This window comes from Glaciimonas sp. OK215 (assembly GCF_057787885.1).
Genome location: NZ_CM173544.1, coordinates 3631955 through 3648483 on the forward strand (window position 1 = coordinate 3631955; position 16529 = coordinate 3648483).

The 16529-nt window shown below is 52.1% G+C and carries 16 protein-coding genes; 1 reads left to right on the top strand and 15 read right to left on the bottom strand.

Going from position 1 to position 16529, the window contains the following annotated elements; all coding sequences use genetic code 11:
* Window positions 1–11 precede the first annotated feature (11 nt).
* The 13 genes from gspK to AC3CHX_RS16805 all read right to left on the bottom strand — a co-directional run bounded on the left by gspK (window position 12) and on the right by AC3CHX_RS16805 (window position 12593).
* A complete protein-coding gene (gene gspK, locus AC3CHX_RS16745; protein ID WP_488629169.1) occupies window positions 12–971 on the bottom strand; it encodes a type II secretion system minor pseudopilin GspK in 960 nt (319 codons plus the stop codon).
* Complete coding sequence (locus AC3CHX_RS16750; protein WP_488629170.1) at window positions 968–1624, bottom strand: PulJ/GspJ family protein; 657 nt, start codon at window positions 1622–1624, stop codon at window positions 968–970. Before AC3CHX_RS16750 ends, gspK begins: the two co-directional genes overlap by 4 nt.
* Window positions 1614–2000, bottom strand: a complete 387-nt coding sequence (gene gspI / locus AC3CHX_RS16755) for a type II secretion system minor pseudopilin GspI (protein WP_488629171.1) — start codon at window positions 1998–2000, stop codon at window positions 1614–1616. The genes AC3CHX_RS16750 and gspI overlap by 11 nt, the downstream gene beginning before the upstream one ends.
* The gene (locus AC3CHX_RS16760) at window positions 2001–2468 is read right to left on the bottom strand and encodes a GspH/FimT family pseudopilin (protein WP_488629172.1); all 468 of its coding nucleotides are present in this window, start codon (window positions 2466–2468) and stop codon (window positions 2001–2003) included. It abuts the gene before it with no gap.
* A complete protein-coding gene (gene gspG, locus AC3CHX_RS16765; RefSeq protein WP_488629173.1) occupies window positions 2468–2935 on the bottom strand; it encodes a type II secretion system major pseudopilin GspG in 468 nt (155 codons plus the stop codon). The genes AC3CHX_RS16760 and gspG overlap by 1 nt, the downstream gene beginning before the upstream one ends.
* Before the next feature lie 365 nt (window positions 2936–3300).
* Window positions 3301–4395 (bottom strand): porin, encoded by a 1095-nt coding sequence (locus AC3CHX_RS16770; protein WP_488629174.1) that lies wholly within the window; start codon window positions 4393–4395, stop codon window positions 3301–3303.
* A gap of 301 nt (window positions 4396–4696) precedes the next feature.
* On the bottom strand, window positions 4697–5095 hold the full coding sequence (locus AC3CHX_RS16775) for a YciI family protein (RefSeq protein ID WP_488629175.1): 399 nt from the start codon (window positions 5093–5095) through the stop codon (window positions 4697–4699).
* Window position 5096: 1 nt separating this feature from the next.
* Window positions 5097–5951 carry a fumarylacetoacetate hydrolase family protein gene (locus AC3CHX_RS16780; protein WP_488629176.1) on the bottom strand — a complete coding sequence of 285 codons (855 nt, stop codon included), beginning with the start codon at window positions 5949–5951 and terminating at the stop codon, window positions 5097–5099.
* Between the two features lie 38 nt (window positions 5952–5989).
* Window positions 5990–6928: a VOC family protein gene (locus AC3CHX_RS16785; RefSeq protein ID WP_488629177.1), complete on the bottom strand. Its 939-nt coding sequence runs from the start codon at window positions 6926–6928 to the stop codon at window positions 5990–5992.
* A gap of 63 nt (window positions 6929–6991) precedes the next feature.
* Complete coding sequence (locus tag AC3CHX_RS16790) at window positions 6992–8653, bottom strand: FAD-dependent monooxygenase (protein ID WP_488629178.1); 1662 nt, start codon at window positions 8651–8653, stop codon at window positions 6992–6994.
* A gap of 158 nt (window positions 8654–8811) precedes the next feature.
* Window positions 8812–10188, bottom strand: coding sequence for an MFS transporter (locus AC3CHX_RS16795; protein ID WP_488629179.1), 1377 nt, complete (start codon window positions 10186–10188; stop codon window positions 8812–8814).
* A 304-nt stretch (window positions 10189–10492) separates the two neighbouring features.
* Window positions 10493–10789, bottom strand: a complete 297-nt coding sequence (locus AC3CHX_RS16800; RefSeq protein ID WP_488629180.1) for a YciI family protein — start codon at window positions 10787–10789, stop codon at window positions 10493–10495.
* 172 nt (window positions 10790–10961) lie between these two features.
* On the bottom strand, window positions 10962–12593 hold the full coding sequence (locus AC3CHX_RS16805; RefSeq protein ID WP_488629181.1) for a carboxylesterase/lipase family protein: 1632 nt from the start codon (window positions 12591–12593) through the stop codon (window positions 10962–10964).
* A gap of 422 nt (window positions 12594–13015) precedes the next feature.
* Here AC3CHX_RS16805 and AC3CHX_RS16810 point away from each other — a divergent pair, with 422 nt between their 5' ends.
* A complete protein-coding gene (locus AC3CHX_RS16810; RefSeq protein ID WP_488629182.1) occupies window positions 13016–13912 on the top strand; it encodes a LysR family transcriptional regulator in 897 nt (298 codons plus the stop codon).
* A gap of 275 nt (window positions 13913–14187) precedes the next feature.
* Here AC3CHX_RS16810 and fdhA read toward each other — a convergent pair whose 3' ends face one another.
* Both fdhA and AC3CHX_RS16820 read right to left on the bottom strand, forming a co-directional pair.
* Window positions 14188–15414: a formaldehyde dehydrogenase, glutathione-independent gene (gene fdhA / locus AC3CHX_RS16815; RefSeq protein ID WP_488629183.1), complete on the bottom strand. Its 1227-nt coding sequence runs from the start codon at window positions 15412–15414 to the stop codon at window positions 14188–14190.
* 59 nt (window positions 15415–15473) lie between these two features.
* Window positions 15474–16430: a PDR/VanB family oxidoreductase gene (locus tag AC3CHX_RS16820; protein WP_488629184.1), complete on the bottom strand. Its 957-nt coding sequence runs from the start codon at window positions 16428–16430 to the stop codon at window positions 15474–15476.
* Between the last annotated feature and the right edge of the window lie 99 nt (window positions 16431–16529).

A 16529-nucleotide genomic window follows, 5' to 3' on the forward strand; every position in this document is an offset into this window, starting at 1 on the left:
GTTTCGTCCATTTATTGTTCCTTGGCCCACACGATATTGGTACCGGTACGGTTATCGGTGCGCTGTATCAAAAATACGGCATTGAGTGCAGCGCGCCCCATGCGAATCTTGCCGTTGACCAAAAAATAATTGCTGGAAAGCGCCACATTCGCCGTGTCCGTGAAATTCCTGCCAAACAGTTGCTTCATTTGCGCCGACAAGTTTGGTATATCGAGAAAGGGCGCGCTACGACGACTGGCAACCAGGGTATTCGCCTGCGCCAACGATAAAGCCGCAAAACGTGCGGCCAGCAGTTCCGCCGGCGCAGTATTCACATTGACCGGCGTTGCCACCGGCAGCAGCACGACAAAATCGTTCAATTGGCGCACCATCTCCGGCTTGAAGCCGGGCAAGGACAACAGGTCGTCTACCTGCAGCATCGCCAGTGTGCCCTTGCCGGCGTTGGCTGGCGTCTGCTGTGCTGCCGAGGGTGACGCTTGCGCGGCGATGGCCTGCGCCACAACGGTGGCCAGGCTGACAGGCAGGCGCAGGTTGCCCAGCAGGCGTTGGAAAATTGCCAGCTCATTGTGATTGACGACGCCATTGGCGCTCAGATTACTCAGGTTATAGCGTGACTGGGCATCTATGATATTGCCGGAAAGGACGGCATCACCAGCATCGCCACCGGACTGAGCGTCTTCCACATACTGGTCAAGGCGCGTTTCCGCCAGCGGCGTAGCCCATGGTTGCCCCAAATGATCCACGGACGATTGCCGGCCGCCTGCGCGTAAAATCATGCTGGCCCAATCCAGTGCGCCGCGCATTATCCAGTCCTTCTGCAACTGCAAGCGCTGGTTCTCGATCGAGCGCACCTGCACCTGCTGTTGCCAGAACAGGCTGGCAACGATGGTGACCGCCAGCGTGGTCAGCAACAAGGCGGTGACCACCGCGACACCGCGCTGCGCGGATGGGGGCCGGGCCGGCGCTCTCATGTCGCCCCCAGCAAGAAGGTCTTGACCATGCTGCCGTTACGGCCGCGCAGCTGCAAGGCAACTTCGAGTCCGGTCCAGCGGTTGGCGCCGAAAGTGGTGTCATGGCTGCCGCTTGGCGTAACGGCGGGCGGCAGCCAGCCAAGTCCGTCGCTGTCCCACAATTGCATCTGCAGCGCCGCGATATTCGATTGCAATACCACTGCCTGCGCATTCGCCGCGCCGTTACCGGCGTCGTTGAGCGCCGCCTGCCACATCGCATCGAGTGCGTTCAGATCGCGGGTCGCGACCGATTCCTGGCGTGTCAGTACACCATTGCGCAGGCGGTAATTGACTATCTGTACACGGGCCGGCTGTTGGTCTGCAAATACCAGTCGCACCATTAACAGGCGATCCCGGGCTGCCAGCAGGGTGGGACGCGTCGGCATCAGGCTGCCCGGCGCAAGCCGCGCACAATCGCTTTGCAGTTGCGCAAAGGTGAGTTGCATGGCGCGCGTTTGTTCCATTTCCTCGGTCAGCGCGACACGGGCGCGCACGATACCATCGAGCCCGCGCCAGCCGAGTACGGCAACCAGCGCCAGTATGGCGATCGCAATGACCAGTTCGACCAGTGTGAAGCCGCGCGCAGCGCAGCGCGGACTCTGTCTAGCGCACATTGGGCACCACCTGGGTCAGCTTGACGATGCGCGACTGCTGGGCGTCGAACACTGAGACCTCGACCTGCCGAAAATAGGGGTTCGGCGTGCCTGACACATGCTCTTCGCACAGCAGCTGCAATTCGCCTTGCGTGCAATTGAAGGAACGATCGCCGGTTGCAGGCCATTCATGCCCGAGGCGAATTTGGGTCAAGCGGTTTTCAGCCGACCAGCTTGCCATCGTGGTGGCACGCAGACCGCTGCTGTTTTGCCTCAGGCTAGCAACCACACGCAGGCTAGCGCCCAGTGCAGTGCAGACAATGACCAATGCTACCAGCACTTCCAGCAAGGTAAAACCAGCCTTATAACGGTAGGCAAGCAGGCGCGGGATAGGCATCTATTCAACCGAAAAATGACCGATACCGTCAGCGCGGATGATGACGCTGGTATCGCCGCTGGCCATGGTCAGTGCAAACGGCTTGTCGACCGGCTCGCGGCCGAAGGTAATGCGCAGCGCATGCGGCGCTCCGGCGTCGGTTGGGGGTGGATTCATCGATAACTGCATCGGCGTACGGTTGAATTCGCGCTGACGCAGCATGTCGTCCTGCGTGAGCGGTTGCCAGCCGCTTTCTTCCCGCACCAGAAAACGGTAGCTGCTGGCGTCGGCTTCGAAGGCGGTGGGCCGATTGCGCAAGATGGCCTCTTCACGCGTCAATTGCAACAGCAACGCGATCCGTTGCGCATCGTTTTGCATTACCTGGCGATCGCCGGGGAAGGCAGTCAGCGACACGACTCCCAGCGTCATGCCGGCAATCACCACCACCACCAGCAATTCCAGCAAGGTGAAGCCGCGTTCCGAAGCCATCACAATGCCCAGGAACCGATATCGGCATCATTGCCTTCGCCGCCCGGCTGCCCATCTGCTCCGAAAGAAAGGACGTCGATTTCACCCTTGATCCCCGGCGATAGATATTGGTAGGGATTACCCCAGGGATCTTTCGGCAGCTTGTCTATGTAGCCGCCGGTTTTCCAGCCATTTGCTGCGGGACCGGCGGTCGGTTTGACGACTAGGGCCGGCAAGCCTTGTTCGGTGGTCGGATAATGCTGGTTGTCGAGTTTATAAAGCTTCAGCGCCGACATCAAGGTCGAGATATCGGAGCGTGCCGCCATCACGCGTGCGTCGTCGGTGCGGCCCATCAATTTAGGCACTACAAGCGCCGCGAGAATGCCCATGATGACCACCACCACCATGATTTCGATCAGCGTAAAACCACGTTGCGTGTGAGTGCGATGTGCTTTGCTGCACATCAATTTCGCGTCCGGCTTACCCATCTCTGTACTTTCCCTAACCATCGTTGTATGAAATTTTGAAAACGTCGCTCCATCAATTGCCGCTTCCATCCACTAGGGGCACCTCGAATAACCCATTTTTGACACTACGAGCCAGCGTTACGGATTTTCTCGGGCGACAGGGCGCGTTTTTGGCCAATTTTATTGGCTAAAAATGGAGCGATATCTTTAATCAGTTCACCCGATTAGGCGTGCTTGACACCATTCGCGTGCTCTGATTTTTTGGGGTATCAGGCTATTGAGCTCAGCAATATATTTATCCAACAAAGCCTCGTCGCCGAAAGAGTAGGAAATTTATGAGGTCCCTGCTCTCCGAGAGAACAAGGACCTTATCTTCAAACTAAGGCTTAAAAGAATTTTCGTATACCAACCATCGCGCCCGTCTGCGAGACTCCGGCAACAGGATTGCTTCCCGGAGCAGCAGCACTAACAGATAAAGCCGACACGCCACCATTGGCAATATGACCTGCGGTGACATAAACAGCAGTCAATTTAGAAAAATAATAAGTGGCTCGAAGCGCAACCAAGGTTGCGTTGCTCGAAGCATTCCTTACAATGAGCCGAGATACTTCGCCGTCGAGCAGTATCGACGGCGTAAGCAAATAGGCGGCATCAAGAAAGTACAGGTCACTGCGCGGCGTCGCACTGGCGCCGTTGTTACGCCGGATATCCCCACCGCCAACCTTGAAGTCGCCAAATTTTGCATAGCCATTGAGCATAGTACGCGTGTCCGTCATCGAACTCCTGATCAAACCGCCGAAAGCGCCAGGGCCGCCGTGCAATTCATCTCTGACTAGCGCAACACCCCAATTCGCTGCATCGTACTTGAGCATCGCCGACCATTCACGGCATTGCTGTGCGTTTGCAGCATTTTCGCCTGCACAGTTGGTTCCAGCAGGGCTTGGTCCTGCATTTACCACGTCGCGTCCCAAACTATATCCAGCCCCCACGGTAAGCCCGCTGAATGTTCCGCGGTAAGCAATTGAATTGTCAGCGCGCGCGTTTGGGATGTAACTATCGAGGGAAGCCATACTGTAAACATTTGGCCCCAAAAGATAGCTGTCCAAGATGGACCAAAAGAACATCGTATATTGACGCCCCACCGTCAAAGTTCCCCAGGGATTAGAAAGGCCAACGAAAGCCTGGCGTCCGAACAATCGACCACCTTGATTCGCTTGTCCCTTGGACAAAGCAAAACCATTTTCAAGTGCAAAAATAGCTTTGAGTCCATCGCCCAGATCTTCGGCACCCCGAAATCCCAGTAAGGATGGTAGACTCCCTGACAAGGTGGGCGTACGGATTAAGCCTTCGCCCTTTGCGCCAACGTTATTGACATACTCGACACCGGTATCGACCAAGCCGTAGATGGTTACATTCGATTGTGCATAACTGGCACTTGCGACACATGCCATTAGTCCTGCGATCAAGTATTTTATTTTCATCACTGTCTCCTCTTTATAATAATTTTGGCAAAGCGTCTCCCTTAAGCTTGCGACGACGCAGCCCTCTGGTGTTACAAAATCAAAAGACTTAAAAAAGTTTCTATCAGCCCTGTATTACGAATAATGCAGATTTTTCTTCAATATCATGGATGTAAAAAAGGCATTTCCGTAATAGGCATCTCTTCCAGCGACAAATGCGCCGACGCAATATTTTTCAGTGCTTTAGCCAGCGCTAATCGATTCCTTGCGTAGATTACCGACTAATACCGCTACATTTTTTGAGTGTCCATTCCATTTCCTATTATTCAAATTCAAATTTCCCGTCGGAGAAGGTCACGCGCAAACGAAAACCGCCTTCGTTGATTAACCACGGGCGAACTTTGAATGAGCGTGCGCCGGCCCGATGCATCGGATCGGCGGCAGCGATTTCTTTCGCGTGCACCAATGAAGTCGCGCGAATCACAAACGTTCCCTCACCCAACCATTCCGATTCATCATCGTTCCAATGCGGGCCGGCGGCCAGCATCACGCCGCTCCGCTCAATCGCGCATTGATGTTCTAAATGGACAGGTAGATTTTCCATCACCGGCCCCAGTCCATTGGTCGGGGTTGAATGCACCATATAAAATTGTTTTTGCAGCATGCCCTTGCTGGCTTCAAGTAATTGGGTTTTGGTTACTTTCACGTTGGGATCGCTCAAGTCAACGTTCGTCTTCAATCGTATTTCGAAGTGTTCCCAATCCATCGATCTCTATCTCGCATACGTCGCCAGCCTTCATGAAAAGCTGTGGTTTTCGTGCCAAGCCAATCCCCGATGGTGTGCCTGCAATAATCAAATCACCGGGTTGAAGAGCGAAAGGCTCGGAACAAACCGACACCAGGGTTGCGACATCAAAAATCATTTCTTTCGTATTCGCATCTTGTACAGTTACGCCATTCAAACGTGTCTGAAGACGTAAGCCTTTCGCACCTGACGGTAATTCGTCTGCCGTGACAAATTCCGGGCCAAACGAGCCTGATTTTTCGAAATTTTTTCCCATCATCCATTGCGCGGATTTGAACTGATAATCACGGATGGACCCTTCGTTGAAAATCGAATAACCGGCGACGTAATCCAAGGCGTTCGACTTGTCGATATAGCGGCCAGCCTTTCCAATCACAACAACCAACTCACCTTCGTAATCGAATTGCGTCGATACGCGAGGACGAATGATTGGAGTTCCATGACCAACCCAAGAACTCGGATATCGGTTAAACAGCACTGGATAGGTCGGCGCTTCGAAATTACTTTCCGTCGCATGGTCTGTGTAATTAAGACCAACAGCGATCGCCTTGGACGGCGCGCGCACCGGTGCAAGCAATTTCAAGCTGGACAATGGCGTGCGCACTTTCGCGTTTTTAATCGCGCTGTTTGCACCGTCCATTGCCGATGAGCCTAGCGCCAGGAACGCTTCTAAAGTATTCGGTAAGCCAGCCATCGTGAGATTGACTATCTCATCACCGAGGCGAGCACCGAGCGCCGGGATTTGGCCATCCATAAAGGAGACAATACGCATATAAAACTTTCGTTAGTGAATAAGATGAATAAAATTTCTCAGGTATCTATAGGAGGCTGATCGATTTCGTAATTTTTCACAAAATCATCGGGAAGCTCCGGCCCCCATACATACAGCGAGTCATGCAGCGGATGATCGGCTGCAGGCCAGGTGAAGCCGCTGGGTACAAAGTCCATGTCAAATGAATATTCGCAATAACTGCCCCATGGATCCCGCACGTAGCGAAAATAATTGGAGCCCAGTACATGACGGCCCACACCCCACCCGCGTTTGTAATCGGCCTGAATCATTTGCTCCATGCCCTTGCCCACTTCATCAATGTTCGCGACATCCCAGCTGAGGTGATGTAGACCGGGACCTTCACTTTTTGCCATGGCAATAAGGTGGTGATCACTGCCATGGATTCCATGCATGAACACGATCACGTCGCCGGAGCGGTCTGTAACACGCAGACCTAGTGCCTCCTGATAAAACGCTATAGATGCCGGCACATCACCAGAAAAAAGCAAGATGTGCGAGAGGCGGCGTGGTCGTACCGGCAAAACTTTTGCCCGATTGGGCGCTGCGCCAGCCCCCAATCGAACCGCAGGCTCGATTAACGGGCTGCTTTTCGCATAGGGGGAGCTTTTCTCCGACACGATGATCTGTATTGGAAAACCCTCTGGATGCCGTAGCCAGAGACCATTTGCCGTTCCGAATGAGTGTGGTTCGGCGCGAGTAAAACCACCTAGCTCTGCTTGCTGGACCAAGCCAGGGAAGTCAGTGTCATAACAGGCAAACGTCAAAAATTGCAGCTTTTTTGGTTGCCCGACGTGCTCATGTATGACACCCCATCGATGGGAATGCCCCAGCGTGTAGAGCTCAAGGTGCGAGTCGGCCTCTCGTACATCTAAGCCGAACGCAGTATAAAAACGCGCTGCTTCTGCCAAGTCAGGAACGCTAAATGCAAAACAATCGAGGGAATGGACGGCTGACATATTTTTTGAATATTCGTTTTGATGAAAGATATTTTTTCTGTTTTGAGACCAGTCTTGAAGTAACTATTGCAAAACAGCTCTTCCGATAGTTCTATGGGCCGCGGCGAGAAAACTTGCATCCAGCGCATTCCCGCGCCAAGCAATATGCTGGTCCGGACGTATCAGCGCGAAATCGTTGCCATACAATTCGCGTACCTCGTGATCATGCACCCTGACTAATGAGAAGCCTGGCAACAAAGCGCGCGCTTGAAGTAGCTCATCGGACTCCCCCACTTCGCTGCCCATATGGAGTAAGGTAAAACCCATTCCGAATCGGTCATACAGCGATGTACCGTCCTCAAGCCAGAAATGGGGGGCCCGATGGCCAGCTCGTGCGCACGGTTGATAAAGATTGGCGCTATCCTGCGTAGTAGGTCCCGACTCAATCTCGACCAGAGGCGAATCTTCATAGCGCGTACCCAGTTGGACGCCTGGGATCACGAATTCACGATAAGCGTGGAACGCCAAGTAGTCTCCAAGCGCTTCGCGCATCGGAGCGCCACGCGCGCTCCCCTCGAAGGTGGCTCCAGGGGGATGAATATGGCCAATGCTGTCGGCAAATTCACGCGCGAAGCGGGTATTACGTAAAGCAACCGGATGCCGTTCAGCGTGATAGCTTTCTCCCAGCATATCGTCGGCATGTCCCTTCACCATCGCTTCCAATTTCCACGCCAGGTTTGCGGCATCATCGATACCCGTGTTGTAACCCAAGCCACCCGTTGGCGTAAATAAATGAGCGGCGTCGCCAGCCAGGAACACACGACCGGTACTTAAGCGTTCTGCTACCAAAGCAAAGCCAGCGGTCCAGGACGATTTGCTCTTCACTTCAAAGGGTATATCTGCTCCGATGGCAGCAGCAATGCGACGGCGAATATTCTCGTCGCTGGCAGCTTCGCCTTCGACTGCCTGTACATTCATGATGAAATGCCCGGTTCCATCGACTGCAATCACCAAAGCCCGCTGTGTCGGACCGAAAGTCCAGTATTGCCAAGCCGGCTTGTGTGGCCCAACTTCGTAAAGCCCTGGTGCATAAAAATAGACCGCATCCATTTGACCTCCCATGAAGCCGCGTTTTTCTCCTGCGACGCCTTCATAACGAATATTTAGTCCCTTTCGTACCGAGCTGCGCGGCCCATCACAACCGACCAGATAACGGGCGCGTATGGAACGCGTTTGTGCAGGACGATCCTCTGTTGCAGCGATTGCGACCAACGCGGTAACGCCATGCTCATCCTGTGTAAAACTTTCCATCTGTGCCGAAAATGCAATATCGCAGCTTGTTTGTCGACGCGCACAATCCAACAAAATGGGTTCAATATATAACTGAGAACAACGATGCGGCGGCTCTGCCGTGGGCCATGTATATACGTGATCGGCGGCCCATCGGACCGCATCGGCGGATGTCGGCTGTTTCAGGCGGGCCAGTTCGTGTCCAGCGATCGACGTAAAATAAGCAATATCCGGCGGATAGTCTGAAGGCAAGCCCGACGCGCGCACAGCGCGGGAAACACCGATGCGGCGAAAATGTTCCATCGTCCGCGCGCTATTTGCGTTGGCAGCCGGGTGCACACTCGTGCCTGGCTTATTGTCGTAAAGCTGCACGCTAACGCCTCGCTGTCCTAGTTCTGTAGCCAAAAATAAGCCGACAGGTCCACCGCCGACGATAAGAACATCACAATTGAACACTTTAGTTCCTCTAGTTATTTATATAAATTCGCTATTTCTTCTGCGGCCAACGCCATATGATCTTAGGCCGTTCTATTTCGCTGAAACAATGAATTGGATGCAAATTAAGTAGCCACCTTTTCGGCATCCAATTAAATGCTAAGTCGCGACCATAGAAATTACTTCCTTGTATGCCTGTGATAAATGGCTCCCGTACCGAGCATCGCAAGACTGGCAATCACGGTCGGTACTGCAAAGACGACAAACGCTACTTGCGGTGTATGCACTGCGGCCAACAAAATTCCACCAGTCATGGACCCGATGATCGAGCCGACGCGTCCGACTGCCAGTGCCCAACTCACACCGGTAGCGCGAGCGACGGTCGAATAGAATCCGGAAGCTAATACATTTGCGCCAGACTGCGCACCGGCTAAACCCACGCCAGTAAAGAACACCATGACATACAGCAAACGCACATCTGACATCGCCAGGCCGATGCAGGCGATCGAAACTGCTGCAACCAGATAGGAAACGCTAAGCACCACAAACGGATTAAAGCGATCCATCAGTTTGGCGTTGATCAGGGAGCCGATCACTCCGCCAGCGGGCATCATCGCGCCGATAGTTGCTGCTTGCGTCACCGGAATGCCAGATTCGGTAATGATGGTTGGTAGCCAGCTGCTGACTTGGTAGTAAACCCACAGAGTACAAAAGAAGACAATCCACAGCAGGACGGTACCAGCTCGATAATGCTTATTAAACAAAGTGGAAATGACACCGTTATTCTTGTTGAACAAAGTCCAAATAAGGCCATAGTTTTTAGTGGACGAAGATAGTTCAGCTATCAAAATTTCCGGTATCGGATTGTTCTTGCCAACTTGGCGTTCAACTACTTTACGTGCTTCTGCATCGAAACGTGATTTGCCGGCCATAAAGCGTAGCGACTCCGGCAACCCGATCCAGATGATCGGTGTCAGAATGAACGGCACGATACCGCCAAACAAAAACACGCCCTGCCAGCCAAAAGATGGAATCAGCAACGACGCGATGGCACCGCCAAATGCAAGACCTAACGGGAAGCCGCAAAACATCAACGTGACCAGCCACGCTCGATTTTTCTCGGGAGCGAATTCGGCTGATAGCGTAATCGCTGTGGGCATCGCACCCCCAAGTCCTATACCGGCCAAAAATCGTAACCAGCCCAGTTGACTCGGTGATGTTGCATAGGCACAAGCTATGCTTCCGATGCCGAACAAGATCATCGATATGAGAATCACGCGCTTACGGCCAATACGATCCGCGAGCGGACCGAAAACAAAACTACCGATAGTGAGGCCAAACAGACCGGCACCGAAAATCGGCCCCAGTTGCGTCGATGTCAATATCCATTCCTTTTTAAGCAAAGGTGCGACGTAGCCAACTGAGCCCACATCGAATCCATCGGCTGCCACTACCAAAAAGCATAAAAATAAAGTCAGAATCTGTAGACCGGACGTCTTCCTGCCATTCATCAAGGTGTCCGACGTCATTGTTAGTGTTTGCATGTTTTGTCTCATTTGTTGTTCGCTAATGCGAATCTCTAGTAGTTATTCGTTGTTGCCTGGATGCGTCGGCAGTCGCACGAAAAATGGCACACGACTTGATCGCCACCTGCGCCGGTTTCCAACTGCTTGGGTCAATTTGCAGACGCACAACGGGAGAGTCGCCCACAGCGGTCGCGGCCAGCGCCTCGCCTAAGCGGCGGCAGTGGGACCAGTCATCGTTAATACGCTTGCTCCAGGCACCGTCTTCGATTTATTGCCGGGTGATACTAGTGATGGACAGGGCACAACCTTTGGTGGCACCGCTGTCTACCGATATTCACGAAATGTGTCTGTCCCAGCGATGAATGTAGACTTTGTCATACAGACCTGCCAGGGTGAACGGATCGCCGTTGTGGAAGCGCGCCACATCTTCAAGGCTAGCCGCCTCAAGAATCATAAAACTTGCCAGATTCGTGTCGTCGTCATCGCTCACGCACAGGGGCCCGGCTTGAATCAAGTGAGGCATGACATCCGCCTGTAGATTCGGTTTGAAATATGCGCGATGATCAGCTCGAAGCTGCTCACGTAACTCCGTGGTACCCACCCTGTCGAAACACAATCGAATGTAGAGCATTTTGATTTCTCCTTTTTTTTGTCAAATATTTCCGCCAACATGAGACGCACATCGACATCCATTTCACACTTCAGTGCTGAGTACAAAGTGCAGGGACATCCTGCCTCCGAGAGGCCAACAGCATTCATACGGGCAGACAACTGCAGGCCACTCCCTATCTGCAGAAACGAGCTCAATACGAAATTAAGCCATTCACTCGGAAGCGATCCAAGAATTCGAATCGAGCGGTCCCCTCTTCCGGGCCGGCTTGAATCACGTTTCCAATCTGCATGGCTTGACCGCCGGCGCCTGTGTATTGAGGCCATTGAGGCAAGCCAGCGCCATTCGGATTTCCAGTACGCGCAAAATTCGTCCAATAAGACTGCATCGTGTCCGACACAGCAATATCCTGTGCCGATGGTGCCGCCGTTCCGGGCGCGAAATGGCCAAACACGTACCCCACTTCGGTCCCGTGCGTTGCGATCGGGTTATAAGCAGACGTCTGTCCAAAGTTATACTCATATACGGGCGAGTGCCCTGTCTTTCGATGCTGACTAAGCCAACCCCAAGTCTGAAACTTGATGACCTGATCCCCAATCAAACTTTGAGCCGATTGTGTTGCCTGATCGACAGAAGTAGCCGGATATACATGTAAGAAGCTCTGCAGATTCGCGGCACCGAATTCTGCTGTTGCAGCGTCGGTGTAGGCCTGGATAGTCTGGTGCGGCAATGCCCAGTTAAAAAATGCCAAACCTTCGTCGGCATTCCAGCCAGCGAGAAGCGGAACGTCGTTTTGACGTCCGTTCATGAAGGTAACATACGGATTTTCCTGCAAGACATAACCATCGACAATCGGTGCATAGTTGGTCACACCGGGGTCGGTCGCCAAGGTCCAGTTGGTCGCAGTTTGCAATTGCAGCGCGGGAACGGCTCTGAGCTTATCAAGCGTCCCGGCATTAAACTGGGTGCCTAGCGCGAGTCCCATCGACTGAGCGGCAGCATAGGGCTTCATCTCGCCATTTACGCTCTCCCAGAATGCGCCACTTTCGCCAATCGCTTTCTGGAACAAACCTGCAGCCAGAGGTGATGCCATGAGTATGCCTGTGGCATGAGCGCCGGCCGATTCCCCGAAGAGTGTTACGTTTGCCGGATCACCGCCGAACGCGGCGATATTGTTCTTCACCCATTGGAGAGCTGCAATCTGGTCTTCCATGCCATACATCCCTGACTTGTGCCCAGTTGACTCGGCATCAAGGTCTGGTCTCGACAAGAACCCAAACACACCTAACCGATAGTTTAACGTGACCAAAACAACGCCCTTTTTGGATAGAGAGGTACCGTCCAATGGGAATCCGTATGTTGAACTATCCGAGGTCGTACCAAACTGAAAACCACCGCCGTGCAGGAAAACCATCACGGGCAACTTTGCTCCGCGTGTTTTCGCGCCACTCCAGACATTTAAGAACAGGCAGTCTTCGCTGACATTGTTTGTGATTATTGGCCCACCGAATGGAGCCGCACCCCAACACCTGGCGCCAGAAGTGGTAGCAGAGCGTTGGCCGCTCCATGGCTGAACTGGTTGAGGCTCCTTCCAGCGCAGGTTACCAACGGGCGCTGCGGCATAAGGAATGCCCTGGAAGCTGACGATGCCCGAAGCGTCCGCAGGATTGCCGGCGAGGCTTCCCGCGGCAATCGTGACATGATTGTCTAGAGGCGTCATTGAGAGGTCGAACGTTGAATCCCCCCCTCCGCATGCCGCCAAGATCATAGTCGCGAATGAAATAGCGATCCCGCATCGAAGCGTCTTATTTTTGAGCTGAAGCATTATTTGTCTCCTGGGTCAAGCTGACTCCAACATGCGCGACGCACTTTGCGAGGCGGATGTTGGGGGGCAGATTAAACATTTGAAAAGCTTATGGGCGGTCGGATTTGATCATCCAACCTTCTAGATCAAGCAACGTTATCCAGATCAGCAGCACCGATAAATATACTGAGGTGACTGATCAATCAAGACGCTGTCGGTCTGGGCTTACCAGGAAGTTGTAGATGCAATGATATTGCCAAATTGCAATATGCCGTTTTCAAATAGCACATGATTATTGTCTCCTAGCTGTCGATTATTTTTTATTTAGAACTGATTTTTACCTGATAATACCGACTTATATTTATTTGAAAATAGAATTATCATAATAATATTTATTCGATTTTCATATAGTCGTATCACCAATCGAGGCTCGAGAGAAAACAATGAAATTTGATCTAAACCTGCTGCAGGTGGCACTCGCAATTTTTGAAGAACGCGGTGTCAGCGCGGCATCGCGCAAGCTTGGCATGAGTCAGCCCGCGGTGAGTGTGGCTTTGAATAAATTACGTACAGCGCTGGGAGATCCTTTGTTCGTGCGTACGGCCCACGGTATGGAACCGACGCCGCGCGCGTTATCGCTGATCAGTCCAACGCGTGACATCTTGCAACGAATTGATGTCGACGTACTATCCAGCGAACAATTCAATCCAGCAAGCACAAGTAGAAATTTCTCGATTGCGCTTTCCGATGTTGGTGAAATGACTTTTCTGCCTAAGATCTTAAGCAGCTTTCGCCGGGATGCTCCAGGCGCGACTATTAGTTCTGTGACAATGGCACCCGCCGATTTAACGATGGCGCTCGAAATGGGAAGGGTCGATCTTGCGATCGGCTATTTTCCTGATCTCAAGAACCGCAACCTCTATCAGCAGCGGCTGTTTTCCCATAATTTTATCTGTCTGCTCAGCAGGACAAATCCAGTCAAGTCAAAGCGCATTTCGATGGAAGAATTTCTGAACGCAGACCACGTGGTGATCAAGGCGGAATGTCGCAGCCAAGACTTATTTGAGCAACAGCTAAGCAAAAAAAAGATACGGCGTCGGATTGTGTTGTCGACACCAAATTTCATCTCAATTCCATTTTTGATCGCATCAAGCGATCTCGTAGCCACGGTTCCGCGCGCGCTCGGTGAAATGTTCGCTGGCTTTGCCGACATCAGGGCAGTCGAACCACCGTTGGAAATGCCGAAATGTGATCTGATGCAGCATTGGCACAAAAAATATCACAGGGATGGCGCCAACATCTGGCTTCGAGGAATAGTTGCGGACATGTTCAAGGACTAAGCTTACGCAAGGCGCTGTCCGCCGACCTCAGACAAGATTGAGGCTGATCTTGCTGCATGCGAAATTTATCAAAGCACATCTTGTCATGCATTAATTAGCGAATGACAAGATGTACTGCTTACATATTTTCATCTTCGGTCAGTGCATGCTAAGGCAAATCTTGAAACAGTTACTGCAAAATGTTTTCTCCGGTAGCTCTATGAGCTGCCGCGAAAAATCTTACATCCAGCGCATTACTGTACAAAAACTAGTCATACTGAATTTCTTAGTTGCTCCTAGCTTGAGTGAGCTCTAGAAGATGGTTGTCTTGGCAAGAGGTAATTATGCGGATCTATGACGAATTTCTTTGGTGCACCTGCATCGAATTGTTCATAGCCGGAGGGGCCCTGATCAAGCGAAATCACTTGCACACCGACGATATCAGCAATGTGGATGCGGTCCCACAGAATCGCCTGCATCAATTGCCGGTTATATTTCATGACCGGCGTTTGGCCGGTATGCAAACTATGTGACTTGGCCCATCCCAAACCCAAACGAATGCTCAGGCTGCCGCGCTTCGCTGCTGCGTCGCTTGCTCCCGGATCCTCAGTAACATACAGCCCTGGAATACCTATGCGACCGGCAGCGCGCGTAATTTCCATCAGAGAATTTAGAACGGTCGCAGGCGCCTCTATTTGAGAGCCGTCTTGACCATGTCCTCGCGCTTCGAATCCAACGCAGTCTATTGCGCAGTCGACTTCAGCATCGCCAAGTAATGTAAATATTTGATCCGCCAGTGTAGTTTCCAGTGATAGATCCACGACTTCGAATCCGACATGGCGGGCATGCTCCAGGCGGGCCTGGTTCATATCGCCAACAATCACAACAGCAGCACCCAATAGCCGAGCGGATGCGGCGGCAGCAAGACCAACGGGCCCAGCGCCGGCCACATAGACAGTCGTGCCAGGTCCGACACCTGCAGTGACAGCGCCGTGAAAACCGGTTGGTAAAATATCGGAAAGACAGGTCAGATCCGTGATCTTCGACATTGCCTGATCCTTGTCCGGGAATCGCAATAAATTAAAATCTGCGTACGGCACCATGACGTATTCCGCCTGCCCACCGATCCACCCACCCATATCTACATAGCCGTACGCGCCACCTGCGCGTGAGGGATTTACGTTCAGACAGACACCGGTATGTTGCTCCTTGCAAGTACGACAGCGTCCGCATGCGACGTTGAACGGTACCGACACCAGGTCTCCCTTTTTCAAAGTCTCGACATCCTTACCAATTTCGAGGACTTCACCGGTGATTTCGTGCCCCAATATTAATCCCGCCGGCGCCGTCGTCCTGCCACGTACCATGTGCTGATCCGAACCGCAAATATTGGTTGTAACCACTTTCAAAATCACACCGTGCTCTATTTTCTTTCCTTGCGGGGTTTCCAATTTTGGAAAAGGAATTGAACGAACTTCGACTTTGCCCTGCCCTAAATACATTATTCCGCGATTTTCTAGCATTGCCATCTCCGATGTTTTGAACGTTTTAGAATATTTTTACGAAATCCCGGCATCTACGATTACAAATCCAGTACCAACTCCGCACTCAGTGCCCGCGAGACGCATGGACAAATCTTGTCTCCCTTGGCCTTCTCTGCATCCGTCATATAGGCATCTCGATGCTCTGGTATCCCTGCCAGCACACTAATCAGACATGTACCGCAGATCCCCTGCTCACAACTGGTAGGGATTTCCACTCCCTGCTCCGCAAGCGCTTGCACTATACTTTTGCCAGACGTAACCGAATATCTCCCTCCCGAACGAGCAAGGGAAACAACAAAATCTTTCTCGAACCCCGATATCACATTTGGCGCTGCGCCGAAATATTCACGATGAAGTGCCTCGGATGGCCAACTTGTCGCAGCGACCGATTCAACCGTATTCATAAACGGTCTTGGTCCGCAGAGATAAAGCTGAGCGTCAGTCGCTCGATGTCTAAGCAGACTGAATAAAGAAGCCTTCACCTGATCGACGTTACCCTCATGGTGAAACGTAACCTTGCCCAAAAACGGGGACATAGATAGGTGCCCATGAAACGCCGTGTGCTCGACCGATCTTGTGAAATAGTGGAGAACAAATTGCCGGTCGGATTCTAGCAAGTCATGCGCCATGGAAAGCAATGGCGTAATCCCGATTCCACCTGCGATGAGCAAAATCGGCCCGCCGCCCTCGTTCAGTAAAAAATTATTTCGTGGTGGACTTATTTTCAGAACGTCTCCGACACGGATTTTTTCGTGCATCGATTTCGAACCACCTCTTGAAGCAACTTCTTTTTTTACCGCTATTCGGTAGACCTTATCCGATGGCGAATTCCACAATGAATATTGTCGAATCAAACCATCCCCGATAAATACATCAATGTGCGATCCAGGTGAAAATTCGGGTAACGGTGCACCGTCGATGCTAAGTAGTTCAAAAGATCTGATGTCGATCGCTTCGTCACGAATACTCGCCACCGTGGTAAAAATAACAGTCATTTCTTGCATCTCCTTCAAGCCAAGGAACAAGATGATGAAACCAATTTTCTTTGGCCCATGCTCATTCTCCGAGACAATCTAATAATTTAGCCGGATACA

Bases quoted from the DNA above. Each gene is read 5' to 3' on its own strand.
- gspK (WP_488629169.1), bottom strand. From the start codon at position 971: ATGAGAGCGCCGGCCCGGCCCCCATCCGCGCAGCGCGGTGTCGCGGTG.
- AC3CHX_RS16750 (WP_488629170.1), bottom strand. From the start codon at position 1,624: ATGTGCGCTAGACAGAGTCCGCGCTGCGCTGCGCGCGGCTTCACACTG.
- gspI (WP_488629171.1), bottom strand. From the start codon at position 2,000: ATGCCTATCCCGCGCCTGCTTGCCTACCGTTATAAGGCTGGTTTTACC.
- AC3CHX_RS16760 (WP_488629172.1), bottom strand. From the start codon at position 2,468: ATGGCTTCGGAACGCGGCTTCACCTTGCTGGAATTGCTGGTGGTGGTG.
- gspG (WP_488629173.1), bottom strand. From the start codon at position 2,935: ATGGGTAAGCCGGACGCGAAATTGATGTGCAGCAAAGCACATCGCACT.
- AC3CHX_RS16770 (WP_488629174.1), bottom strand. From the start codon at position 4,395: ATGAAAATAAAATACTTGATCGCAGGACTAATGGCATGTGTCGCAAGT.
- AC3CHX_RS16780 (WP_488629176.1), bottom strand. From the start codon at position 5,951: ATGCGTATTGTCTCCTTTATGGATGGCCAAATCCCGGCGCTCGGTGCT.
- AC3CHX_RS16785 (WP_488629177.1), bottom strand. From the start codon at position 6,928: ATGTCAGCCGTCCATTCCCTCGATTGTTTTGCATTTAGCGTTCCTGAC.
- AC3CHX_RS16795 (WP_488629179.1), bottom strand. From the start codon at position 10,188: ATGAGACAAAACATGCAAACACTAACAATGACGTCGGACACCTTGATG.
- AC3CHX_RS16800 (WP_488629180.1), bottom strand. From the start codon at position 10,789: ATGCTCTACATTCGATTGTGTTTCGACAGGGTGGGTACCACGGAGTTA.
- AC3CHX_RS16805 (WP_488629181.1), bottom strand. From the start codon at position 12,593: ATGCTTCAGCTCAAAAATAAGACGCTTCGATGCGGGATCGCTATTTCA.
- AC3CHX_RS16810 (WP_488629182.1), top strand. From the start codon at position 13,016: ATGAAATTTGATCTAAACCTGCTGCAGGTGGCACTCGCAATTTTTGAA.
- fdhA (WP_488629183.1), bottom strand. From the start codon at position 15,414: ATGCTAGAAAATCGCGGAATAATGTATTTAGGGCAGGGCAAAGTCGAA.
- AC3CHX_RS16820 (WP_488629184.1), bottom strand. From the start codon at position 16,430: ATGACTGTTATTTTTACCACGGTGGCGAGTATTCGTGACGAAGCGATC.